This window comes from Streptomyces aidingensis (genome assembly GCF_900112355.1).
Lineage (GTDB): Bacteria > Actinomycetota > Actinomycetes > Streptomycetales > Streptomycetaceae > Streptomyces > Streptomyces aidingensis.
The window spans coordinates 1-24732 of sequence record NZ_FOLM01000017.1 but is presented as its reverse complement, the minus strand read 5'-3'; the positions used below and the strand labels follow the sequence as shown (position 1 = coordinate 24732).

At 72.8% G+C, this 24732-nt stretch carries 16 protein-coding genes and 1 pseudogene; 10 read left to right on the top strand and 7 right to left on the bottom strand.

All coding sequences use genetic code 11. The annotated features are described in order from the left end of the window. Positions 1 to 23: 23 nt before the first annotated feature. The 3 genes from BM242_RS23805 (at position 24) to BM242_RS29630 (ending at position 3511) form a co-directional block, all read left to right on the top strand. Positions 24 to 1235: an amidohydrolase gene (locus tag BM242_RS23805; RefSeq protein WP_093840976.1), complete on the top strand. Its 1212-nt coding sequence runs from the start codon at positions 24 to 26 to the stop codon at positions 1233 to 1235. Between the two features lie 141 nt (positions 1236 to 1376). After that, a complete protein-coding gene (locus tag BM242_RS30555) occupies positions 1377 to 2750 on the top strand; it encodes a prenyltransferase/squalene oxidase repeat-containing protein (RefSeq protein ID WP_245834460.1) in 1374 nt (457 codons plus the stop codon). Beyond that, positions 2747 to 3511: a hypothetical protein gene (locus BM242_RS29630; RefSeq protein WP_093840975.1), complete on the top strand. Its 765-nt coding sequence runs from the start codon at positions 2747 to 2749 to the stop codon at positions 3509 to 3511. The genes BM242_RS30555 and BM242_RS29630 overlap by 4 nt, the downstream gene beginning before the upstream one ends. A 33-nt stretch (positions 3512 to 3544) precedes the next feature. Here BM242_RS29630 and BM242_RS23790 read toward each other — a convergent pair whose 3' ends face one another. The 5 genes from BM242_RS23790 to BM242_RS23770 form a co-directional block, all read right to left on the bottom strand. Next, on the bottom strand, positions 3545 to 3976 hold the full coding sequence (locus BM242_RS23790; protein WP_093840974.1) for an NUDIX hydrolase: 432 nt from the start codon (positions 3974 to 3976) through the stop codon (positions 3545 to 3547). Positions 3977 to 4192: 216 nt separating this feature from the next. Beyond that, positions 4193 to 6409, bottom strand: coding sequence for a 1,4-alpha-glucan branching enzyme (gene glgB, locus BM242_RS23785; protein ID WP_342747003.1), 2217 nt, complete (start codon positions 6407 to 6409; stop codon positions 4193 to 4195). A 347-nt stretch (positions 6410 to 6756) separates the two neighbouring features. Further along, positions 6757 to 8250, bottom strand: coding sequence for a maltokinase N-terminal cap-like domain-containing protein (locus BM242_RS23780; RefSeq protein WP_093840973.1), 1494 nt, complete (start codon positions 8248 to 8250; stop codon positions 6757 to 6759). A 293-nt stretch (positions 8251 to 8543) separates the two neighbouring features. After that, positions 8544 to 10244: a maltose alpha-D-glucosyltransferase gene (gene treS / locus BM242_RS23775; protein ID WP_093840972.1), complete on the bottom strand. Its 1701-nt coding sequence runs from the start codon at positions 10242 to 10244 to the stop codon at positions 8544 to 8546. After that, positions 10231 to 12339: an alpha-1,4-glucan--maltose-1-phosphate maltosyltransferase gene (locus BM242_RS23770; RefSeq protein ID WP_175541551.1), complete on the bottom strand. Its 2109-nt coding sequence runs from the start codon at positions 12337 to 12339 to the stop codon at positions 10231 to 10233. Before BM242_RS23770 ends, treS begins: the two co-directional genes overlap by 14 nt. Before the next feature lie 590 nt (positions 12340 to 12929). On the opposite strand from BM242_RS23770, the gene BM242_RS23765 reads away from it, so the two are divergent. From BM242_RS23765 to BM242_RS23735, 7 genes are all read left to right on the top strand, one after another. Next, complete coding sequence (locus BM242_RS23765) at positions 12930 to 14633, top strand: ABC transporter substrate-binding protein (RefSeq protein WP_093840970.1); 1704 nt, start codon at positions 12930 to 12932, stop codon at positions 14631 to 14633. A 150-nt stretch (positions 14634 to 14783) separates the two neighbouring features. Then, positions 14784 to 15788 (top strand): ABC transporter permease, encoded by a 1005-nt coding sequence (locus BM242_RS23760; RefSeq protein ID WP_093840969.1) that lies wholly within the window; start codon positions 14784 to 14786, stop codon positions 15786 to 15788. Position 15789: 1 nt separating this feature from the next. Further along, positions 15790 to 16833: an ABC transporter permease gene (locus BM242_RS23755; RefSeq protein WP_093840968.1), complete on the top strand. Its 1044-nt coding sequence runs from the start codon at positions 15790 to 15792 to the stop codon at positions 16831 to 16833. Positions 16834 to 16839: 6 nt separating this feature from the next. Next, positions 16840 to 17961, top strand: a complete 1122-nt coding sequence (locus BM242_RS23750; RefSeq protein ID WP_093840967.1) for an ABC transporter ATP-binding protein — start codon at positions 16840 to 16842, stop codon at positions 17959 to 17961. Beyond that, complete coding sequence (locus BM242_RS23745) at positions 17958 to 19124, top strand: ABC transporter ATP-binding protein (RefSeq protein WP_093840966.1); 1167 nt, start codon at positions 17958 to 17960, stop codon at positions 19122 to 19124. The genes BM242_RS23750 and BM242_RS23745 overlap by 4 nt, the downstream gene beginning before the upstream one ends. A 101-nt stretch (positions 19125 to 19225) precedes the next feature. Continuing rightward, positions 19226 to 21790 carry an alpha-glucan family phosphorylase gene (gene glgP, locus BM242_RS23740; RefSeq protein ID WP_093841042.1) on the top strand — a complete coding sequence of 855 codons (2565 nt, stop codon included), beginning with the start codon at positions 19226 to 19228 and terminating at the stop codon, positions 21788 to 21790. A gap of 113 nt (positions 21791 to 21903) precedes the next feature. Beyond that, entirely contained in the window at positions 21904 to 23787 is a 1884-nt protein-coding gene (locus BM242_RS23735) for a hypothetical protein (RefSeq protein WP_093840965.1), read from the top strand. A 106-nt stretch (positions 23788 to 23893) separates the two neighbouring features. Here BM242_RS23735 and BM242_RS23730 read toward each other — a convergent pair whose 3' ends face one another. Next, the gene (locus tag BM242_RS23730; RefSeq protein ID WP_139238424.1) at positions 23894 to 24229 is read right to left on the bottom strand and encodes a hypothetical protein; all 336 of its coding nucleotides are present in this window, start codon (positions 24227 to 24229) and stop codon (positions 23894 to 23896) included. A gap of 221 nt (positions 24230 to 24450) precedes the next feature. Further along, positions 24451 to 24732: pseudogene (locus tag BM242_RS23725) on the bottom strand (IS110 family transposase); the annotation flags it as partial.

Below are 24732 nucleotides of genomic sequence, written 5' to 3'. Positions count from 1 at the left end.
GGGCGTCGGTTAGGTTCTGGGGCATGGATCTTGCGATCACTTCTGGATATGTGGTGCCCGTGGACGGCGATCCCGTCGCGGGCGGGACCGTGGTGATCCGTGACGGGAAGATCGTCGCGGTGGGAGCGGACGGGGAGGTGCCGGTACCCGAGGGTGCCGAGGTGGTGGACGCCTCCGGCCGGTGGGTGCTGCCCGGCTTTGTGGAGGCGCACGGCCACATCGGCATCCACGAGGAGGCCGAGGGCTGGGCCGGGGACGACACCAACGAGAAGACCGATCCGAACGGCGCGATGCTGCGCGCGCTGGACGCGATCAACCCCGCGGACCAGGGGTTCGCCGACGCGCTGAGCGGCGGGGTCACCACCGCCGTGATCAAGCCGGGATCGGCCAATCCGATCGGCGGGCAGACGGTCGCCCTCAAGTGCTGGGGGCGCAGCGTGGACGACATGCTGATCCGCCAGCCGTGCAGCGTCAAGAGCGCGCTGGGCGAGAACCCCAAGCGGGTCTACGGCGAGCAGAAGAGGCTGCCCGCCACCCGGCAGGGCGTGGCCGCGGTGATCCGGGACGCGTTCAGCCGGGCCCAGGACTACCGGGCGCGGCGCGAGCATGCCCGCGCCGAGGGCAAGCCCTTCGACCGCGACCCGGCCCTGGAGGTGCTGGTCCGGGTCCTGGACCGGGAACTGCCGTGGTGCCAGCACACCCACCGGGCGGACGACATCGCCACCGCGATCCGGCTGGCGGACGAGTTCGGCTACCGCCTGATCATCAATCACGCCACCGAGGCCCATCTGCTGGCGGACGAGGTGGCCCGGCGCGGCATCCCGGTCATCAGCGGGCCGCTGCTGACCAGCAGGGTCAAGGTGGAGCTGCGGCACCGCACGATCCAGAACCCGGGGATTCTGGCCCGGGCGGGGGCACAGGTCGCCCTCACCACCGACCACCCCGTGGTGCCGGTCCACTTCCTGGTGCACCAGGCGACCTTCGCGGTCAAGGAGGGCATGGACCGCGGCGAGGCGCTGCGCGCCATCACGGTCAACCCGGCCGCGATGATGGGTCTGGCCGACCGGGTCGGCGCCCTGCGGCCGGGGCTGGACGCGGACATCGTGCTCTGGGACGGCGATCCGCTGGATGTGATGAGCCGCGCGGTGCGCACCTATGTGGCCGGCCGGGAGGTCTACCGGTACGACGCGGAGCGCCGTGCGGGCGTCGTGACCGATCCGTACTACCGCGAGTAGCGCGCGCGACCGGTACGGAGGGCACCGAGGGGCACGCGAGAGCACCGGCGAGCGGGGAGCGGTCACGTCCGGGCCAGGTGTCGGTCACTCTGCGTACACTGGGAGAAGTGGCGGCAGGTGAGGGCCCGGAAGGAGAGGCACATGGCGTTGCGCAGGCCGGTTCTGACGAGGCGTCCGCCTGCCGCCCAGGCCCCGGCCGACGGGGCGTCACCGATGCTCTCCCGGAGGCTGGCCCGCTATGTGCCGGTGCCCGCGGCCTATGCGGTGTTCCAGTCGCTGCTCGGGGTGCTCCCCGCCTCCCTCTCCGGGGACGCCGCCCGCTATGCCCTGGCCGGCACGGCCGGGGTGGCCACCGGGCTGCTGGTCTGGCTGGCCGTGCAGCTCAGGCGCGGGCGGGACGAGGCGGCCGGGCCGCCGCCGGCGGCGGACGGCGCCGCCGGGGCCGGGGCGGCCGGGCCGGTGATTCCCGGGCCGGCCCGGCCCGGCGAGCCCTTTCCGCGCCTGGCGGCCGGCGCCCGGGAGGCCGTGCTGCGGGCCCGTTCCGTCTGCGACGACCCTGCTCTGGGCCCGCTGACCGGCTGGCCGCATTTCCTGGAAGAGGGCGAGGCGGGGCATCCGCCCACGGCCATCGGCACCGCCTACGGCCTGCATCTCGCGCTGGCCCTCGGCCCGGACGACGGCCGTTTCGACCAGCCCGCCCTGGTGGAGACGCTGTGGCGGCTCCGGCTGCCGGACGGCGGCTGGGCCGCCCGCACCGGCACCGGGGTCAGCCGGCCCGAGGTCACCGCGCTGGTGCTGGGCGCGCTCAGCCGGGCCGGTGCGCACCGCCCCCGGCTGGACGAGGCCGTGGAGGTGCTGGAGGGGCTGCTGGCCCCGGGCGCCGATCCGGAGGGCGAGGACCGCACCTATGTGATCGGCGCCGCCATCCGCGGGCTGCTGCGCGCGGCCCCCGGCTCCCCGCTGCTGCCGGAGCTGCGGGACCGGCTGACCAGGGGCGCGCTGCGCGATCCCGCGCGGGACGGCCTGGCCTGCTGGGGCTATTCGCTGGAGGGCGACGCCGGGCCGCTGCGCCCGGACCGGCCCTCCCCGGTGCACACCGCCCAGGCGGTGCTGGCCCTGGCCCGGGCGACCGCGGTGCTGGGCCCGGAGCGCCGGTCCCGGCAGGCGATGGAGCAGGGCAGGGAATGGCTGGTGCGGCACGGGGAGTTCGCGCACCAGACCGAGCACCTGCGCCGGTTCGCGGCCGGCCGGCCCACCGACCACACCTTTGTCCGGCACTTCACCGCCGGGTGGGTGGCGCGGGCGCTGATGGCGGTGCCCGCCCCGCCGGAGGACCCGGCGCTGCGCCGCGCCGCCGAGGCCTGTCTGCGGTCCGCTGTTGCGCGTGTGCGCGTCGAACAACGGGGAGGGGTGTGGGAATGGGGCGACGACCGGGAACACCGTCCGATATGGATGACGTACCAAGGGATATCGGTACTGATCGCCCACGCCCACCGCTCGTACACCACGCCATGACCGCGGAGGTGCGGGAGGCCAGGCGGCTGATCGAGGCCGGGACGGGTGCCGGGGAGGGCTTTCTGGCGGGGGCGGAGAACGCCGTGCGCCGGCTGGCCGAGCCCGAGGCGCTGCGCGGGCTGCTGGACGCGCTGCTCCACCAGGGGCGTCAGTGCCCGGAGAGCCTGGCGGAGCCGGCCCGGCTGTCGGACCGTCATCCGCTGGGCTTCACCAAGCTGATCCTGCTGGGGGAGGAGCCGCGCTATCTGCTGCGGGCCCATCTGTGGGATCCCGGGGCGGGGCCGGAGCGGCTGCCGGAGCCGCGGGCCGGGCAGCGCCCGGGGGCCGCCGACCACATTCACAACCACCGCTTCGCGCTGGCCTCCCGCATTCTCTGCGGCGGCCTCACCATGCAGGTCTTCGCCGCCAACCCCTACGCGGGCGGGGAGGGCATGGTGATGAGCGGTTACCGGGAGTCCTCCTCCCGGGAGGAGGGGCGCTGGAGGCTGGAGCGGACCGGGCCCGCCTCGGTGTGCCAGACCGCCCAGCTCCGCCTGGGGCGCGGCACCGGCTATGCCCTGGCGGCCGAGGTGCTGCACCGGGTCGAGCCGGACCCGCGGGGGCCGACGGCGACGCTCTTTCTCCAGACCGCGCTGGCCCGGCGGGGCACCGAGGTGTATGTGCCGGCCGGCCGTCCGCAGCCGGCGCCGGTGCGCCGGCGGGCCCTGGGCATCCGCGACTATCTGGACGCGCTCCGGCGGCTGCGCGCGCTCACCGGCTGACCGGCGGCGCGGCCCGCCGCATGTCCCGCGGTCTCAGGCCCGGGGGCCGGCGGTGCGGTGCGGGAGGGACTGGCGGATGGTGCCGAGGTTGTGGTCGTCCAGCCCGAAGCCGTCGAGCTCCTCGACGGGCACCCAGCGGTACTCCTGATCGGGCTCGGGCAGCGCCACCGCCAGGCTCAGCGGCCGGATGAGGAAGTTGCGCTGCCGGTTCTCGACGGTGACGCCGTTCCACTGGCTGATGAAGGTCCGCTCGCCGCCGGTGCCGATGATCTCGCCGGACAGGCCCGTCTCCTCCTTGAGCTCCCGCAGCACCGCGTCCTCGGGCAGCTCGCCCGGCTCCAGCTTGCCGGAGGGCACGCCCCAGACCCCGGGCAGAAAGCGTTCGCGGTAGCTGCGGCGCACCAGCAGCACCCGGCCTTCGTGCAGGACAACCGCCGCGGCCAGACGGTTCCGGCCCGTACGCATCACTGACGCGGTACTCGGTGCCACGTGCTTGCTCCCCGGTTTCGGCATCGGTGTCTACTCAATGTACGGCTTTCCGGGCGGCTTGTCGGCCCGTGCGCAGCGGCCGTCAGGGCGCATCGGGAGCATGCCGGGGCGGCCCGGCCTCCTCCGCGCACATGAAGCGGCCCCGGCGCGCGTCGGCGCCGGGGCCGCGCCCGGAACGGGATCCCGGGCCGCTCAGGCGGGCCGCAGCCAGACGGTCGCCAGCGGCGGCAGGGTCAGCTCCACACTGTGCCGGCGGCCCTGCCAGGCCACCTGCTCGGTCTTCAGCGGATCCTGGTTCAGCACCCCGCTGCCGCCCCAGGCCAGGTTGTCGGTGTTGAGGATCTCCTCCCAGACCGGGAACTCGCCGGGCACCCCGATGCGGTAGCGGTGCCGGACCACCGGGGAGAAGTTGGCGACGCACACCAGCGGCGGGCCGTCGTCGGCATGGCGGACAAAGGCCAGCATGTTGTCGTCGGCGGCGTGCGCGTCGATCCAGGCGAAGCCGCCGGGGTCGGTGTCCCGCTGGTACAGCGCCGGGGTGGCCCGGTAGACGCGGTTCAGCTCCCGCACCAGGTCCCGGACGCCGCCGTGGTCGCCGGCCGCCGAGTAGCCCGGGTCCAGCACCCACCACTGCGGCCCCTCGTCCACCCGCCACTCCGCGCCCTGGGCGAACTCCGAGCCCATGAAGAGGAGCTGCTTGCCGGGGTGGGCCCACATATAGCCCAGATAGGCGCGGTGATTGGCGCGCTGCTGCCACCAGTCGCCGGGCATCTTGGACACCAGGGCGCCCTTGCCGTGCACCACCTCGTCGTGCGAGATCGGCAGCACATAGTTCTCCGAGTAGGCATAGACCATGGAGAACGTCATCTCGTTGTGGTGGTACTTGCGGTGCACCGGGTCCTTGGACATGTAGACCAGCGAGTCGTGCATCCAGCCCATGTTCCACTTGAAGCCGAAGCCCAGACCGCCGGTGCCGGTGGGGCCGGCGATGTGGGTGGGGCGGGTGACGCCGTCCCAGGCCGTGGACTCCTCGGCGATGGTCACCACCCCCGGGCAGCGCCGGTAGAGGGTGGCGTTCATCTCCTGGAGGAAGGAGACCGCGTCCGGGTTGTCCCGGCCGCCGTGCTCATTGGGCACCCACTGGCCCTCCTCGCGGGAGTAGTCCAGGTAGAGCATGGAGGCCACGGCGTCCACCCGCAGGCCGTCGATGTGGAACTCCTGGCACCAGTAGACCGCGTTGGCCACCAGGAAGTTCCGCACCTCGCGCCGGCCGTAGTCGAACTCCAGGGTGCCCCAGTCGGGGTGCTCGGCCCGCCGCGGGTCCGGGTGCTCGTAGCAGGGCGTGCCGTCGAACCGGGCCAGCGCCCAGTCGTCCTTGGGGAAGTGCGCCGGCACCCAGTCCATCAGCACCCCGATGCCGGCCCGGTGCAGGGCGTCCACCAGGTATTTGAAGTCGTCCGGGGTGCCCAGCCGGGCGGTCGGGGCGTAGTAGCCGGTCACCTGGTAGCCCCAGGACGGGGCGAACGGGTGCTCGGCGACCGGCATCAGCTCCACATGGGTGAAGCCCAGGTCCCGCACATAGCCGGGCAGTTCCTCGGCCAGCTCCCGGTAGGACAGCCCCGGGCGCCAGGAGGGCAGATGCAGCTCGTAGACGGAGACCGGCGCGGTGCGGTTGAAGCGCCGCCCCCGGGTGGCCATCCAGTCGGCGTCGCCCCACTCGTAGCCGGAGTCGTGCACGATCGAGGCCGTGTTGGGCGGGCATTCGGCCCGCCGGGCCAGCGGGTCGGCGCGCAGGGTGTGCCGCCCGTCCGGGGTGTGGATGTCGAATTTGTAGACGGTGCCGGGGCCGATGCCGGGCAGGAACAGCTCCCACACCCCCGAGGAGCCCATGGAGCGCATGGGGAAGGCGGTGCCGTCCCAGAAGCAGAACTCGCCGGTGACCCGCACCCCGCGGGCGTTCGGCGCCCAGACGGTGAACCGGGTGCCGGGCACCCCCTGGTGGGTCATGGGCCGGGCGCCCAGCGCCTGCCACAGCTGCTCGTGGCGGCCCTCGGCGACCAGATGCAGATCCAGCTCGCCGATGGCCGGCAGGAAGCGGTACGGATCCTGCACGATCCGCACCACCGGCCCGGAGGCGTCCGTCTCCGGGCCGGTCCCCGGATAGACCAGGCGCAGCCGGTAGTCGGGCAGCCTGTCGAGCGGCAGCACACCGCCGAACAGGCCGTCGCCCTCGGAGATCAGATCGGCGGCCAGCCCGGTGTCGGCGCCCTGGCCGAGCACGGTCACCCGGGTGGCGAACGGGCGCAGCACCCGGATGCGGATTCCGCCGGGCACCCGGTGGGCGCCGAGCAGCCCGTGCGGGTCATGGTGCGAGCCGCTGAGCAGCCGCCCCCGGTCGGCGTCGGCCATCGGGGCGGCCGGTGTCACGCCGACCGTGGGCCGTGGGCCGTCGCCGCCGGAGCGGGGGCCGCCCGGGGTAGGCGGCGGGGGTGGCAGGCCGGGCAGGGTGTCCTGCGGCATGCCGTCGGTGGCGGGGCCGCCGGACGGCGGGCGGCGTTTGCGGGGGGACGGGCTCGGCGCGGAGCCGGGGGAGTCCGGGCGGGAAGCCACGCGGGAACCTCCTGAGGATGAGGGTGGGCTGACGGTGTTCGGGTGGCGGCGCGGGCGGGGGACACAGGGGGACACAGGGGGACACGCGGGGACAGGCGGGGGACAGCGGGACAGCGGGACAGCGGGACACACGGGGACAGGCGGGGTCACGAGGGCCCGGCGGCGGCCAGCCGGCGGATGGCGGCCATCGGCACATGCAGCCAGGAGGGCCGGTGCCGGGCTTCGTAGAGCACCTCGTAGATCGCCTTGTCGATCTCGTAGGCGCGCAGCAGTTCCGGCTGGTGCAGCGGGTCCCGGCCGCTGGCCTCGGCATAGCCGCGGCAGTACGCGGCCCGGCTGGCGCGCGCCCAGGCCGCCGTCCAGGCGCCCGAGGCCCGGTGCTGGCAGGCGGCGTAGTCGAAGGAGCGCAGCATCCCGGCGATGTCCCGCACCGGCGGCTGCGGCCGGCGGCGTTCGGCGATCGGCCGGGCCGGCTCCCCCTCGAAGTCGATGATCGACCAGCGGCTGCCGCCGTTGCCGCCGTGCAGCACCTGGCCCAGATGCAGATCGCCGTGCAGCCGCTGCGCGGTGCACCGCCCGCCGCCCGCGCCGTACGCGGACAGCTGGTCGAAGGCGCGGCGCAGCCCGGTGCGGTACGGCCGCAACTGGGGGACGGCCGCGGCGGCGGCCTCCAGCCGCTCGTTCATGCCGCGCGCGGTGCGCTCCAGTTCGGGCCCGTCCAGCACGGTGGTGGGCAGGGCCGCGGCCAGCGCCGCATGCACCTCGCCGGTGGCCCGGCCGATGGCGTGCGCCGCGGAGCTGAAGTCGGTGCGCAGGCTGAGCGCCTTGCAGGCGAGCTGCCAGCCGTCCGAGGAACCGGCCAGATAGGGCTGGAGCACGCCCAGGGTGAGGGGTTCGGTGAAGCCGCCGCCGGGCGGCTCGCCGCCCGCCCCCGCGGCCGGCGGCAGATACGCCTCGAACCAGGCGGAGGGGGCGGGCACCCGGGAGCAGCCGGCCTGGGCCATCGCCCGGGGCAGCTCCAGATCCGGGTTGACGCCCGGGCTGACCCGCCGGAACAGCTTCAGAATGTGCGCCTCGCCGTAGACGATCGAGGAGTTGGTCTGTTCCGCGCTCAGCACCCGGGGGACCTGGCCGGGGGCGATGGCCACCTCCGGGGCGCGCTCGAAGCGCAGCGTGCCCAGCCGGCCGGGCGCGCGCAAACGTTCCAGCAGCAGGGCCGTCAGCCGGGGATCGTGCAGCGCCTCATAGACCGCCCGCCCGCACAGCGGGCCCTCGGCCGGCCGGCCGACCAGGGCGGTGGCCAGATTGGGCGGCAGCACGGTGCGCACCCCGAGCAGCAGTTGGTAGCAGTCGCCGGCGCCGGTCACGCCCTGCGCCTCCTCGGGGGCGCCCTGGGGATGGGCGCCGATCAGCAGATGGAGCAGGCCCGGGGTGGGCGCCCCGGCACCGCAGGGCAGCAGCTCGGTGGCCGAGATCAGCGTGAGTCCGCCGAGCGGACGGCCCTTGCCGGCGTACCAGCGCTGGCGGGGCAGCCAGCGGGCGAGCAACCCCGTGAGGGAACGGAAGAGGGCACTGCCATGCGGCGCGGCGGCCAGTGGGAGCCGGGGTGGTGCCGTCCGGGATGCGGAGCTTTCCGACATGGCGTCCTTTCCCCGGGGCACGATGAATATATGGAGAAGTGTCCCGGATTGCGGCGTTGGCTGCCCGGCGGTGCGGGACGTGTCGTGGAGGACCGGCCGTGCGAGTGAGGGCTCCGTCACACTTACGGGGGCTTGAGGGTTGGGTGACGGTGCGGTATAGGGAGCGTTCCCTGAGGGGCCCGGGGGTAACCGCGTGAACCGCCCGGGCCCATACGGCAGATAAGCCGCGTTCCGTACTCCGGGGTACCGCCGCTGAGGGAGCGCATACCGGAAACGGCGCGACGGACGGGCGGTCAGACCGTCCGGTGGCGCAGCCGGAACCAGTAGAAGCCGTGGCCCGCGAGGGTCAGCAGATAGGGCAGGTCCCCGGTCCGCGGAAAGGTCACCTGCCCGATCAGTTCCACCGGATAGTGATCCCGCCAGGCGCGCAGGTCGAGTTCGGTCGGCTGGGAGAAGCGGGAGAAGTTGTTGACGCACATCACCAGGTCGTCGCCGTGCTCCCGCAGAAAGGCCAGCACGGCCGGATTGGACGATTCCAGCTCCGTGTACGACCCCAGCCCGAACGCCGGATTCTGCTTGCGGATCTCCACCATCCGCTTGGTCCAGTGCAGCAGCGAGGACGGCGAACTCATCGCCGCCTCCACATTGGTGACCTGGTATCCGTAGACCGGGTCCATGATGTTGGGCAGGAACAGCCGGCCCGGGTCGCAGGTGGAGAAGCCGGCGTTGCGGTCCGGGGTCCACTGCATCGGGGTGCGCACCGCGTCCCGGTCGCCCAGCCAGATGTTGTCGCCCATCCCGATCTCGTCGCCGTAGTAGAGGATCGGGGAGCCGGGCAGCGACAGCAGCAGCGCGGTGAACAGCTCGATCTGCTTGCGGTCGTTGTCCAGCAGCGGGGCCAGCCGCCGCCGGATGCCGATGTTGGCGCGCATCCGCGGATCCTTGGCGTACTCCGCGTACATGTAGTCGCGCTCCTCGTCGGTGACCATCTCCAGGGTCAGCTCGTCGTGGTTGCGCAGAAAGATCCCCCACTGGCACTTGGTGGGGATCGGCGGGGTCTTGGCCAGGATTTCGGAGACCGGGTAGCGGGACTCCCGGCGCACCGCCATGAAGATCCGCGGCATCACCGGGAAATGGAAGGCCATGTGGCATTCGTCGCCGCCCGAGGAGTAGTCGCCGAAGTAGTCGACCACGTCCTCCGGCCACTGGTTGGCCTCGGCCAGCAGCACGGTGTCCGGGTAGTGCTTGTCGATCTCCGCCCGCACCCGCTTCAGGAACTCGTGGGTGGCCGGCAGATTCTCGCAGTTGCTGCCCTCCTGCGCGTACAGATAGGGGACCGCGTCGAGCCGGAAGCCGTCGATGCCGAGGTCGAGCCAGAACCGCAGGGCCGAGAGGACCTCTTCCTGCACCCGGGGGTTCTCGTAGTTGAGATCCGGCTGGTGCGAGAAGAACCGGTGGAAGTAGTACTGCTTGCGCACGGGATCGAAGGTCCAGTTGGACGTCTCCGTGTCGACGAAGATGATCCGTGCGTCGGCGTACCCGGTGTCGTCGTCGGCCCACACGTAGTAGTCGCCGTACGGGCCGCCCGGGTCGCGGCGGGACTCCTGGAACCAGCGGTGCTGATCGCTGGTGTGATTCATGACGAAGTCGATGATGACCCGGATGCCCCGCTGGTGCGCGGAGTCGACGAACTCCACGAAATCGGCCAGGTCGCCGAATTCCGGGAGCACCGAGGTGTAGTCGGAGACGTCGTAACCGCCGTCCTTCAGCGGTGAGGCGAAGAAGGGCGGCAGCCAGACGCAGTCGATCCCCAGCCATTGCAGGTAATCGAGTTTCGAGGTGAGGCCCTTCAGATCCCCTACTCCGTCTCCGTTGCTGTCCTTGAAGGACCGCACCAGCACCTCGTAGAACACCGCGCGCTTGAACCACTCGGGATCGCGGTCGCGGTACGGCGTGTCCTCGAACGTGTCGAGAACCGGCTCATTGACGCTCATGGTTGGGTGACCCTCCGGTCTGTGAGGACGGTCGCAGGGAGAGGATGTGCGCCACCCGCGTTCCGCCGCGTCGCCGCAGCTCCGGGGGACCGTCCGGCCCCAGGCGCACATAGTTGTCCCTGCCCCAGTGATAGGTCTCCCCGGTGAGTTCATCGGTCACCGGGAAGGACTCGGCGCCCTCGCGCTGGGCGGGGGTGAGGCCGAGCTCCGACAGGTCCAACGACACCGTGCACTCGTGGACATGGTGCGGATCGAGGTTGACCAGGACCAGTACCGTGTCGTCGCCGGCGCCGGCGTGGCCGCCGCTCCCGGTGCCCGGTTCCGCCGCGCTCCCGCCGGCCGGTGCCCGGCGGGTGCGCCTGGAGTAGGCCAGGATGTGCTCGTTGTCGGTGTGGTGGAACCGCAGTCCACGGAGCCGCTGGAGTGCCGGATGTGCGCGGCGCAGCTCGTTGAGCCGGGTGATCAGCGGGGTGAGGGAGGTGCCGCTGCGGTCGGCGGCCTCCCAGTCGCGCGGCCGGAGCGCGAACTTCTCCGAGTCCCAGTACTCCTCGCTGCCCGGCCGCGCCGGGGTCGCCTCGCACAGCTCGTATCCCGCGTACATGCCCCAGCTCGGGGAGAGGGTCGCGGCGAGCACGGCGCGGATCTCGAACGCGGCGCGTCCGCCGTGCTGGAGAAAGGCGTGCAGGATGTCGGGGGTGTTGACGAAGAAGTTGGGACGCATCCAGGCGGCGGACTCGCCGCTCAGTTCGGTCAGATACTCGGTGAGTTCCTCCTTGGTGTTGCGCCAGGTGAAATAGGTGTAGGACTGCTGGAACCCGATCTGGGCCAGGGTCCGCATCATCGCCGGGCGGGTGAACGCCTCGGAGAGGAAGATGACGTCCGGGTCGGTGCGGTTGATCTCACCGAGCACCTTCTCCCAGAACACCACCGGCTTGGTGTGCGGATTGTCCACCCGGAAGATCCGCACCCCGCGGGCCATCCAGAAACGCAGGATGCGCAGCGTCTCGGTGACCAGCCCGCGGAAGTCGTCGTCGAAGTGGACGGGGTAGATGTCCTGGTACTTCTTGGGCGGGTTCTCGGCGTGGGCGATGGTGCCGTCGGCCCGCCTGCGGAACCACTGCGGATGCTCCTTCACCCACGGATGGTCCGGGCTGCACTGGAGGGCGAAGTCCAGGGCGATCTCCAGGCCGAGCCCGCGGGCCCGGGCCAGAAAGGCGTCGAAGTCGGCCAGGGTGCCCAGGTCCGGGTGGACGGCGTCGTGGCCGCCGGCCGCCGAGCCGATCGCCCAGGGCGAGCCCACATCGTCCGGGCCGGCGGTCAGCGTGCCGCCGCGGCCCTTGCGGAAGGATTCCCCGATGGGATGGACCGGCGGCAGATAGACCACGTCGAAGCCCATGGCGGCGATGGCCGGCAGCCGCTCCGCAGCGGTGCGGAAGGTGCCGGACACCGGCGTCTGCCCGGGTTCGGCGACGGCCCCCTCGGAGCGCGGGAACATCTCGTACCAGGAGCCGAACTGCGCCCGCTCGCGCTCCACGGTCATCGGCAACGGCCGGGAGGCGCTGACGAGTTCGCGCAGCGGGTGGCGTTCCAGCACGGCGGTGAGCTCCGGGCCGAGAGCCGCCGAAAGCCGCTCGTCGGGGTCGCGGGCGGTGTCCTTCAGGGCCCGGGCGGCGGCGGTCACCAGGGCCCTGCCGGCCGTCTTGGGCACCCCGGCGGCGGCCCGGCGCAGCAGTTCGGCGCCCTCCGCGAGCATCAGCTCGGTGTCGATGCGCTGCGGGATCTTGATTTCCGCGTGTTCCCGCCAGGTGGTGAGCGGATCGCCCCACGCCTCCACCGCATAGGTCCAGCGGCCCTCGCAGTCCGGGGTGACCTCGGCGCCCCAGCGGTCGGTGCCGGGCGCGAGTTCCCGCATCGGGATCCAGGGCCGGGCGCGTCCGGCCGGGTCGCGCAGCACCACATTGGCCCCCACCGCCTCGTGTCCCTCCCGGAACACGGTCGCTGTCACCAGGAACGTTTCGCCTGGCACCGCCTTGACCGGGCGGCGCCCGCAGTCGACGAGCGGCTGGACGTCAAGGACGGGGATGCGACCGATCATATGGGAATCACCCTGAGCGTTGGTATATGGGGCTATTTCCGGGAAAGTGGAAAGCTTTGTCCTTTGTATCGGTTTCTGCGGGGGTTGGTGGGTTGCGGGCATGGCGGCTCCGGTGCGCGTCACTCGGGTGGGGGTGGACCGGCGGCGTGGCGTCGCGGGGCAGCGTGCGCCCGCGCGGTGCGCCGTGCACGCCGTCGGCAGGAGCAAGGGGCAAGGGGCCATCAAAGGCCGCTGAGGGACCAGCGAGGAGGCAGTGCGAAGAGAGGCGACGCCGATAACCTGCCCATCGGACCGGCAAGGACAATCCGGCCCAGTGTGACTTACTCGTGTCCAGTCGGAAAACGAATCGTAGAACGGTTGATCGCGGGAACATCTGCTCGAAGCACAGAAAGCGGATGACCGCGGGGCCTCCTGGAAACGCTGGGTTTCGGGTCGGTATCGGCCAACCGGCTGACGTTCACAACTATGGACTTGCGCAGTAATGTGCGGGCACCTCCCCGGTATCCGGACGGTGGGGGTGACCCCGGTCACATCCGGGGTGATTGACGCGCGTTGCTCCAGCCGGCCACCCCGACACCCTGAGGTGGGACATGCACGCAGTCCGATCCGCACTCCGATCCCGAACCAGGAGCGCAGCCGTCCTCATCGCGGCCGTCACCGCCCTCGGCCTGGCCGCCTCGGCCTGTGCCACCAGCGAGCGGGACGACGACTCGGCGGACGACGGCGAGGCGTTCGTCTTCGCCGCCGCCGGCGACCCGGCCTCCCTGGACCCGGCGCTGGCCAGCGACGGCGAGACCTTCCGGATCACCCGGCAGGTGCTGGAAACCCTGATCGACCACGAGTCCGGCGGCACCGAGATGGTCGGCGGCCTGGCCGAGACCTGGGAGTCCAATCCCGAGGGCACCGAATGGACCTTCCACCTCCGCGAGGGCGTGACCTTCCACGACGGGGAGGCCCTCACCGGCGAGGTGGTCTGCCAGAACTTCGACCGCTGGTTCAACTTCACCGGCACCTACCAGGCCACCGCGCTGACCTACTACTGGCAGGCCGAGTTCGGCGGCTTCGCGGAGAACCAGAACGAGGAGGCGCCGGAGCCCAACTACGCCGGCTGCGAGGCCCCCGACGACCTCACCGCGGTGATCAAGGTCGCCAGGCCGTCCGCGGTCTACCCCGGCGCCTTCTCCCTGGCCGCCTTCGCCATCCACTCGCCCAAGTCCCTCGACGCCTACGCCGAGGACGAGGCCAGCGGCGAGGGCGAGAACATCAACTACCCCGCCTACAGCCAGGGCGAGGGGCACGACGGCGAGATCGTCATCGCCGGCACCGGCCCGTTCCGCTACGAGTCCTGGGACAAGAGCAACGGCGAGGTCACCATCAGCCGGTTCGACGACTACTGGGGCGAGCCGGCCGGCTTCGACGAGATCGTCTTCCGCACCATCTCCGACGAGGGCGCCCGCCGGCAGGCCCTGGAGGCCGGCGAGATCCACGGCTACGACCTGGTGGCACCGGGCGATGTGGACGCGCTGACGGAGGCAGGCTTCCAGGTGCCGACCCGCGGCGTGTTCAACCTCTTCTACCTCGGCATCACCCAGGAGTCGGACCCGGCCCTTGAGGACCTGCGGGTGCGCCGGGCCATCGCCCACGCCCTGGACCGGCAGACCCTGGTGGACACCCAGCTGCCCGAGGGCGGCGTGGTGGCCACCCAGTTCATACCGGACACCGTGGACGGCTATGCCGAGGACGTCACCACCTACGAGTACGACACCGCCAAGGCCCAGGACCTGCTGGCCGAGGCCGGCGCCGGGGATCTGTCGCTGGAGTTCTGCTACCCGACCGAGGTGACCCGCCCGTACATGCCCGCCCCGGCCGACATGTACGAGCTGCTGAAGGCCGACCTGGAGGCGGCCGGCATCACCGTCTCGCCCAAGCCCATGAAGTGGAGCCCGGACTACCTGGACACCACCCGGGCCGGCGGCTGCAACCTCTATCTCCTCGGCTGGACCGGTGACTTCAACGACGCCTACAACTTCCTGGGCACCTGGTTCGACGGCTACTCCAAGGAGTGGGGCTTCGAGAACCAGGAACTCTTCGACGCCATGGCCGCCGCCGCTGTCGAGCCGGATGTGGCCACCCGGGTGGAGATGTACCGGGAGCTGAACAGGATGATCATGGACTTCCTGCCGGGCGTCCCGATCTCCTCCTCGCCCCCGTCCATCGCCTTCTCACCCGATGTCAACCCGCCCACCGTGTCGCCCCTGACCCAGGAGAAGTTCGCCGAGGGCTCCTTCGCCTGAGCCCCGGCCGGGCCGGTCCCGCCCGCGTCCGCCCGGCCACGGGACGCCGTGGCCGGGCGGGCCGCTTCCGGCCGCCCGGGGCCGCCCGGGCACCGCCGCGAGCCACCACCGCGAGCAAGAACCGCACGCAAGAAAGGGGCGACAACCCGCGTGTTGCGTCTCATCGTCCGCAGGCTGCTCCAGCTCGTACCCACCCTGTTCGGGCTCTCCGTCCTGCTCTTCGTCTGGCTTCGGCAGCTCCCCGGCGGCCCCGTCACCGCCCGCCTCGGGGAACGCGCCACCGAGGCCGACCGCATCCAGATGGAACGGCTGCTCGGGCTGGACAAGCCCCTGTGGGAGCAGTACGGCATCTTTCTGCGCGATCTGATCACCCTCGACTTCGGTGACTCCACCCGCACCGGCCGCCCGGTCTGGGACGAATTCACCCAGCGCTTCCCCGCCACCGTGGAACTGGGCCTGTCCGCCATCCTGCTGGCCGTGGTGGCCGGCATCCCGCTCGGCTACTTCGCCGCCCGCCGGCGCGGAAGCTGGCTGGACGCCGGGGCCGTCTCCGGCTCGCTGCTCGGCATCTGCGTCCCGGTCTTCTTCCTGGCCTTCATCCTCAAGGAGATCTTCGCCGTCACCCTCGGCTGGTTTCCCAGCTCCGGGCGGCTGACCACCGGCATCGACGCCACCGAGGTCACCGGCTTCGCGGTGCTGGACGGCCTGCTCACCCGGGAATGGGACGCCTCCGCCGACGCCCTGTGGCATCTGGTGCTGCCCGCCGTGGCGCTGTCCTCCATCCCGCTCGCCGTCATCGTCCGGATGACCCGGGCCAGTGTGCTGGAGGTGCTCCAGGAGGACTATGTGCGCACCGCGGAGTCCAAGGGCCTGCACCGGGCCACCGTGCGCGGCCGGCATGTGCTGCGCAACGCCCTGCTGCCGGTGATCACCGCCATCGGCCTGCTCACCGGCTCCCTGCTGTCCGGGGCGGTGCTCACCGAGACCGTCTTCGCCTGGAACGGCATCGGCTCGTTCATCCGGGACGCCATCGACGCCCGCGACTATCCCGTGCTGACCAGCTTCATCCTGTTCATCGCGCTGGCCTATGTGCTGATCAACATGCTTGTCGATCTCACCTACAGCCTGATCGACCCGAGAGTGCGGGTGCATTGAGATGGGTACCGAGACCACCGGCGCCACCCCGCCGGACGGCGACGCGCCCCGCCCCGCCCCGCCCGCCGGGACGGCCGCCGGGACGGCGGTGACGTCCCGCAGAAAGGACCGGATCGACCGGCTGGCCGAACTGACCGCCCGCACCGACACCAGCACCGGCTCCGGACTGTGGGTGGAGGCGCTGCGCCGGCTGCGCGCCAACAAGACCGCCCTGATCGGCCTGGGCGTGCTGGCCGTCTTCCTGGTCCTGGCCGTCATCGGCCCCTGGATCGCCCCCTACAGCCCCACCGCGCAGACCTGGCGCGGGGAGGTCTTCCCCAACCGCGGCATCTTCGTCGGGCCGCGCTCGGGCAACTGGCTCGGCCTGGACCATCTCGGCCGGGACGAACTCTCCCGGATGCTGGTCGGCGCCCGGCAGACACTGCTGGTCGGCGTCGTGGCCACGCTGATCGGCTTCACCGTGGGCGCGTTGATCGGCGGCTTCTCCGGTGCCGCCCTGGCCCTGGGCGGCCGGGCCGGCCGCACCGTGGACACCGTGGTGATGCGCTTCACCGACATGCTGCTGGCGCTGCCCTCGCTGCTGCTGGCGGTCTCCGTCGCCGCCATCATGGGCCAGTCCCTGACCACGGTGATGGTGGCGGTCGGCGTGGTGCAGATCCCCGTCTTCGCCCGGCTGCTGCGCGGCTCCATGCTGGCGCAGGCGAACTCCGACTATGTGCTGGCGGCCCGGGCGCTCGGGGTGCGGCGGCGCCGCATCGTGCTGGCCCATGTGCTGCCCAACTCGCTCGGCCCGGTGATCGTGCAGTCCACGCTCGCCCTGGCCACCGCCATCATCGAGGCCGCCGCCCTGTCCTTCCTGGGCCTGGGCAACCCGGACGCCGCCCAGCCGGAATGGGGCGTGATGCTGGCCCAGGCACAGCGGTTCTTCGACCAGGCGCCCATGATGGCGGTCTATCCGGCGCTGGGCATCATCATCACCGCCCTCGGCTTCACCCTGCTGGGCGAGGCCATGCGGGAGGCGCTCGACCCCAAACTGCGGAGCTGATGCCCCATGACCACACGGCTGCTCACGGTCGAGGACCTGACGGTGACCTTCACCGCCCGCGGGCGGCGGGACGTCACCGCCGTCTCCGGCGTCTCCTTCGACATCGGTGCCGGCGAGGTCGTCGGCCTGGTCGGCGAGTCCGGCTGCGGAAAGAGCGTCACCTCGCTGGCCCTGATGGGACTGCTGCCCCGGCGCGGCGTCCGCACCGGCGGGCGCGCCCTGCTCGACGGCTCCACCGACCTGCTGGCCCTGGACGACGCCCGGATACGGGATCTGCGCGGCACCCAGTTGGCCATGGTCTTCCAGGACCCGCTGTCCTCGCTCAACCCGGTGGTGCCGATCGGCGTCCAGGTGACCGAGATCCTCCGCCGCCACCGCGGGCTGCGCGGCGAGCGCGCCCGCGCCGAGGCCGCCCATCTGCTCGACCGCGTCGGCATCCCGGACCCCGCGCGGCGGCTGAAGGAGTATCCGCACCAGCTCTCCGGCGGCATGCGGCAGCGCGCGCTGATCGCCATGGCCGTGGCCTGCGCGCCCCGGCTGCTGATCGCCGACGAGCCGACCACCGCCCTGGACGTCACCATCCAGGCGCAGATCCTGGAACTGCTGCGGGAACTGGTCGACCAGGAGGGCACCGCGCTGCTGATGATCACCCATGACCTCGGCGTGGTCGCCGGACTGTGCGACCGGGTCAATGTGCTCTACGCCGGCAAGGTGGTGGAGGCCGCCGCCCGGCGCCCGCTGTTCGCCGCCCCCGCCCACCCGTACACCCACGGCCTGCTGGCCTCCATCCCGCGGCTGGACGCGCCGCGCGGACAGCCGCTCAAGCCGATCCGCGGCTCCGTCAACGACACCATCGCCTGGGCCGAGGGCTGCGCCTTCGCCCCGCGCTGCGACCACTTCTCACCGGCCTGCCTGGAGGGCACCCCGGCTCAGGCGCCGGCCCCGGACGCGGCCGTGCCGGGTCCCCGGAGCCATCTGGTGCGCTGTGTTCACCCGGTGAACACGGCAACGGCGCCGGACGCCGCGCGACGGGACGGGCAACCGCGCCCCGGGCATCCCCCGCACCCCCCGTCGGAACCGCCGGGGGCGGCCCCGGCGGCCTCCGCGACCAAGGAGAAGGCCGAATGACCGAGTCCGAGTCCGCATCCGCGTCCGCGTCCGGGCCCGAGCCGGCGTCCGCGTCCGTGTCCGGGTCCGGGCCGGCGTCCGCCGCTCCGGTCCCGCCCCAGGGGGCCCCGCCCGCGCCGCTGCTGACTCTCTCCGGCCTCAAGGTGCACTTCCCCCTCCGGCGGGGGGTCGTCTTCGACCGCACGGTGGGCCATGTCCGGGCCGTGGACGGCGTCTCGCTGTCCGTCCCGGCCGGCCGGACCTACGGCCTGGTCGGCGAGTCCGGCTGCGGCAAGACCACCCTGGGCCGGGCGGTCCTGCGCCTGACCGACATCACCGCCGGCTCCGTGGTCTTCGACGGCACCGACCTGGCGAAGCTCCCGGAGGGGGAGATGCGCCGCGCCCGGCGCCGGCTCCAGATGGTGTTCCAGGACCCGCTGGGCAGCCTCAACCCCCGGCAGAACATCGAGTCGATCCTGGCCGAGGGCATGGCCGCGCACGGCATCGGCGCCGGCCGCAAGGAGCGGCGGGAACGCATCCGCGCCATCCTGGACCGGGTCGGCCTGCCCGCCGGCTCCCTCTCCCGCTATCCGCACGAGTTCTCCGGCGGCCAGCGGCAGCGCATCGGCATCGCCCGCGCGCTGGTGCTGGAACCCGACCTGCTCATCTGCGACGAGCCGGTCTCCGCGCTGGACGTCTCCATCCAGGCCCAGGTGCTCAATCTGCTGGAGGAACTCCAGGACGCCATGGGCCTGACCTATCTGGTGATCGCCCACGACCTGGCCGTGGTCCGGCACATCTCCGATGTCATCGGGGTGATGTATCTGGGCTCGCTGGTGGAGGAGGCGCCCGGCGACGAGCTGTACGGAACGCCCCGGCATCCGTACACCAAGGCGCTGATGTCGGCCGTGCCGGTGCCCGATCCCAAGGCCGAGGACCGGCGGGAGCGCATCCTGCTGACCGGCGATCTGCCGTCCCCGGCCGACCCGCCGGCCGGCTGCCGCTTCCACACCCGCTGCCCCTGGAAGCAGCCCACCCGCTGCGCGGACGAGCGGCCCGCGCTGCGCCCCGCGGGCGGCGCGGGCACCGGCCACCGGGTCGCCTGCCACTGGGCGGAGGAGATCGCCGCCGGCACCCTGCGCCCCACCGGCGACCTCGCCGCCCCGGTGCTGCACCGGGTGTGAGCCCGCCCGCCGGCCGCGCGGGCGTTCCATTGGTGTGGCGTCATCACTCGAACCCCCGATATGCCCTCGCCGCCCCGGGCGCCCGCCGCTACCTTCGAATGGTGAAGGCCATTCGTCGATACTCTGTTCGTCCTGTCCTTCCGGAAACGCTGCGTCCGCTCCACGAGCTGGCGCTCAACCTGCGCTGGTCGTGGCATGCGGAGACCCGAGAACTGCTGCGATCCGTCGACCCCGAGGGCTGGGAGGCGGCCGGCGGCGACCCCGTCCGCATGCTCAGCACCGTGTCCGCCGGCCGGCTGTCCGAGCTCGCCGGGGACCGCGGCTTCCTGCGCCGGCTCACCGTCATCGCCGGCGACCTCCGCGACTACCGGACCGAGCCCCGCTGGTACCAGCAGGCCGGTGCGGACCTGCCGCGCGCCGTCGCCTACTTCTCGCCCGAGTTCGGCATCACCGCCGCCCTGCCGCAGTACTCCGGCGGCCTGGGCATCCTGGCCGGCGACCATCTCAAGGCCGCCAGCGACCTGGGCGTGCCGCTGATCGGCGTCGGCCTGCTCTACCGGCACGGCTACTTCCGGCAGAGCCTGTCCGCCGACGGCTGGCAGCAGGAGCAGTACCCCGTCCTCGACCCGCACGAGCTGCCCCTGGAACTGCTCACCGAGCCGGGCGGCGCCGCCCCCGTCCGGGTGATGCTGGCCCTGCCCGGCGGCCGGACCCTGCACGCCCAGGTGTGGCAGGCCAGGGTCGGCCGGGTCCCGCTGCTGCTGCTCGACTCCGGCCTGGCCGAGAACGGCCCGGCCGAACGCGACATCACCGACCGGCTCTACGGCGGCGGCACCGAGCACCGGCTGCTCCAGGAACTGCTGCTGGGCATCGGCGGGGTGCGCGCGCTGCGCGCCTACTGCCGGATCAGCGGCCACCCCGAGCCCGAGGTCTTCCACATGAACGAGGGCCACGCCGGTTTCCTCGCCGTGGAACGCATCCGGGAACTCGCCGAGGCCGGCACCGGCTTCGACGCGGCGCTGCGCCTGGTCCGGGCCGGCACCGTCTTCACCACCCACACCCCGGTGCCGGCCGGCATCGACCGTTTTCCGCTCGACCTGGTCGCCCGTCACCTGGGCGAGGGCGCCGAGGATGCCGGGCCGGACCGGGAGCGGCTGCTCGCCCTGGGCCGGGAGGACGAGCGCACCACCGTCGCCGGCTCCGGCACCGGCTCGGCCCCCGGCACACCGCCGCAGTTCAACATGGCGCTGCTCGGGCTGCGCACCGCGCAGCGCGCCAACGGCGTCTCCCGGCTGCACGGCGCGGTCAGCCGGGAGATGTTCAACGGCCTGTGGCCCGGCTTCGACCCCGCCGAAGTGCCCATCGGCCATGTCACCAACGGGGTGCACGCGGCCACCTGGACCGCCGACGAGATGTCCGCCCACGACCCGGCCCACGCCTCCGACACCGAACTGTGGGAGGTCCGCCGCACCCTGCGCGAGCGCCTGGTCCACGAGGTGCGCGCCCGGCTGCGCGCCTCCTGGCGGCAGCGCGGCGCCGGGCAGGCCGAGCTGGGCTGGATCGACGAGGTCTTCGACCCCGGCGTGCTCACCCTGGGCTTCGCCCGCCGGGTCCCCTCCTACAAGCGGCTCACCCTGATGCTCAAGGACCCGGAGCGGCTGCGCCGCCTCCTGCTGCACCCCGAGCGGCCGGTCCAGATCGTGGTCGCGGGCAAGGCCCACCCGGCCGACGAGGGCGGCAAACGCCTGATCCAGGAACTCGTCCGCTTCGCCGACGACCCCCTGCTGCGCCGCCGGATCGTTTTCCTCCCCGACTACGGCATGGGGATGGCCCGGACCCTCTACGCCGGCTGCGACGTCTGGCTCAACAACCCCCTCCGCCCGCTGGAGGCCTGCGGCACCTCGGGCATGAAGGCCGCCCTGAACGGCTGCCTGAACCTCTCCGTCCGGGACGGCTGGTGGGACGAGGCCTGTGACCCGGACTTCGGCTGGGAGATCCCCACCGCCGACGGCCCGGCCGCCGCCGACCCCGACCGGCGGGACGCCGTGGAGGCCGCCGGCCTCTACGCCCTGCTGGAGGAGCAGATCGTCCCCCGCTTCTACGACCGGGGACGGGGCGGCGACCCGCCCGCCCGCTGGCTGGCCATGGTCCGCGCCACCCTGACCCGGCTGGTGCCCATGATCCTCGCCGACCGCATGCTGCGCGACTACGTCCTGGAGTTCTACCGCCCGGCCACCGCGGCACACCGCGCCCTGGCCGCCCCCGGCGCCGCCGACGCCTTCGCCGGATATGTCTCCCGGGTCCGGAACGGCTGGCCCCGGGTCTTTGTCGACCATGTCGACTCCGGGGACGAACCGGCCGTTCTGGGCGGGGTGATCCCGGTCTCGGTCCGCGTCCGCCTGGGCGAGCTGGAACCGGCGGATGTGGAGGTCCAGGCCGTCACCGGCCGGGTGGACGCCGAGGACACGCTCGCCGACCCGGCCGTGGTCACCCTCAAGCCGGACGGCGGCCACCCGGATCTGGACGGCCGCTGGACCTATGCCGGCGAACTCCCCCTGGACCGGACGGGTCCCTTCGGCTTCACCGTCCGCGTCCTGCCCGCCCACCCCCGCCTGGCCACCGGCCCCGAACTCGCCCTCCTCACCCTCCCCGCCCCCGCCGACTGACCCGGCCCCGCCCGGCCCAACGGGCACGGCCCCGGCCCCCTGCCGGGGCCGGGGGGCGGTGTCAGTGGTGCCCGGTACGGTCGGTGCATCCGATCGTCCGAGGAGTGCGGACCATGAAATCCCCGGCCGAGCTGGACACCGTCCAGTGGCAGTCCCTGACCCATGCCTACGGCTCCGCCGAGGATGTGCCGGAGCTGATCAGGGCGCTCTACCAGGACGACGAGGAGACCGCCGGGGCGGCGCTCGACGGTCTCCTCGCCACCATCCACCACCAGGGCTCGGTCTACCCGGCGTCGGCGCCCGCCGTCCCCTTCCTCGTCCACGCCGCGCGGCACGTGACGGGCAGGCGCGAGGAGCTGCTGATGCTGCTTTCCCTCCTCGCCGACCACGACCCGGCGGAGCGGGCCTCGCCGCACTGGGCCGGCAGTGCGGCCGGCGCGGTCTGCGCGGAGCTGTGCGGGGAACTCCCGGAGCTGCTGCCCTGCCTGGAGGATGCCGGGCGCGGGGTGCGCCGGGCGGCGCTCCGGGCCGTCGTGAGCGTGGCCGGGCTGCTCCCGGACGAGCTGTCCGCCTCGGTGATCGAACGGGTCCACGCGCTGTGGACCACCGACCCGGTCCCGGCGGTGCGGGCGGACGCACTGGTCGCCCTGAACCGGCTCGGCCGGCCGCTGGAGCCTGTGGACAGCCCGCTGCCCGAGGTCAGACTCGCCGCGGCCGTCCTGGCCGCCGAACGGACCGGGCCGCCGTATCCGGCCGGGCTGGTGGAGATCATCGCCGCGGACGGCGCCGAGCCCGACCCGGAGGGCGACGGCTTCCCGTGGCGCGGGGCCATCACCCCGGACGAGCATCTCTGCCACCTGGTCATGCGGGACGCGGACGCCGGACTGGCGGTGGCCGCCCGCTGGATCGCCGCCGGGGACGCGGACGCGCGCGGTTCCTGGCTCGCCGGGGAGATCGCCGGCGCCTGGCGCGACCGGGAGCCCGCCGTCCTGGAACTTCTCCTCGCCGCCCTGCCGCACCAGAAGGACGCGGGCGCGCTCTCCCACTGCCTGGGCACCATCGGGCGCTGGATCGGGCTCCTGCCCGAGCCCGGCGCCGGCCTCCGGGACACCCTGTACCGCTACGCACAAGGGGAGCCGGAGACAGCGGAACCGGCGCTGCTCGCCCTGATCCGTGCCCGCGACGCCCGCGCCCTGGACCTGGTCCTGGACAATCCGCGGGCCGAGGCGGTCGAAGCGGCGGCCCGGTCCTTCCCGGAGGCGGCCGACCGGCTGATACCCGTGATCCGGCGCGAACTGGCGGCGGGCGCCGCCGGAAACGCGGGCATCGACCTGGTCGCGGCCCTGGCGCCGCTCGGCGCCGCCGCCCGCCGGGCCCAGCCCGAACTGGCCGACTGCCTCCGGACCGGTCGCGCGGCCATCGTCGCCGCCCGGCAGCTCGGGCTCAACGGCATGGCGACGCCCGGGATCACCTCCCTGCTGCGGACCGCCGCGCTCAGCTCCGACTCCTCGCTCAGCGCCGCGGCGGCCGTGGCCCACTACCGGCTGACCGGCGAGGCCGGCCCGGCGCTCAGCACCTTCGAGGGCCTGCTCTCCGCCCGGGGGCCGGTGCACTGGCACCTGAGCAGCCTGGAGCCGCTCGGCAGGGCCGCTGCTCCACTGCTGCCCCTCGTCGAGCCCTTGCTGACGGCCGGCTACGAGTGGACTCGGACGGCGGCCGCCGAGGCGCACTACTGGATCACCGGTTCCCCGGAGCCCGCCTGTTCCGTTCTCGCCGCGGTGGCCGGCCCCACCCCGTACGGTCTGCGCGCCCTCCGGGCGCTTGCCGCCATCGGCCGGGTTCCCGGGGAGCTGCGCCCCGCCCTGCGTTCCTTCGCCGGCTCCCCGCTTCGCCTGCTCAGCGCCGAGCCCTCGGCCGGGCAGACCCGCCCGGACGAGGAACTGCGCACCGTGGCCCGGGCCCTGCTCTCCCTCGGCCGGCCCGGGCCGACGGACTGACCCGGCGGCCCGCGGCCCGCGGCCTGCGGCCCGGGAGCGGCGGCTGCCGCTGCCGGTCCTTCACAGGTAGATCTGGTGGCCGCAGTCGGGGCACCACTTGCCGGTCCTACCCGGGAGGCTCCGCGGCGGCCGGGGATGGGCGCAGGCCGGGGACGGGGGCCGGGACGGAGGCGGGGTCGGGGGAGGGGGCTCCGGCGGCAGGGTGCCGGACCGGCCGGTGGAGGGCATGAGGTTCGATCACCTCGAGGTTCTTCGGGTCGGTGACCCATTCGGTGCCGCCCTGCACGGGGCGCAGGTACGCGCGCACGGCCCAGGCGACGGTGGCGCAGCCCGGGGCGGAAACCGGTTCCTTGAGGACGTCCATCAGCAGTCCCGTGCGTTCGGTCGTGGTGTCCCGGACGCGGGCGCCGATCAGGCCCCGCCATCCGGCGACCGTGGTCATACCGGCACCGCCGAGCATCTCGCCTCCCGAGGTCGAGCCTTTCCGTAATCACGCGGTTACCAGAATGACGGCCCGGCTGTGGGGAGACGCCTCAAGTGACGGTGCTGACCACCGTGTTGATGCGGATCGTCAACAGTGTCAACGCGAATGTGTTCGAAATGCGCGGGTGGCGCGGCCGGTGGCGCGGCCCGCGCGGTCAGACATCCCATGGCGTTTTGATGTCAAGCGGCGGTGGTGGGGGTTGCGTGGTGTGACCACGCGGTGGCCTCGTCGTAGTGGGTACGGGTCTTGAGGCAGCCGTGGAGGATGCCGACGAGGCGGTTGCCGAGCTGGCGCAGGGCGGGGTTGTAGCCCGAGTCGCGGGCGCGCTGCTTGTCGTAGTAGCGCCGAGCGCCGGGCGAGGTGTTGATGGCGGAGAACGCTTGTCTCTGGAGGGCATCGGCGAGGCGGTCGTTGCGGGCGAAGCGGGCTTGGACGCTGTGGGTCCTGCCGGAGGCGCGGGT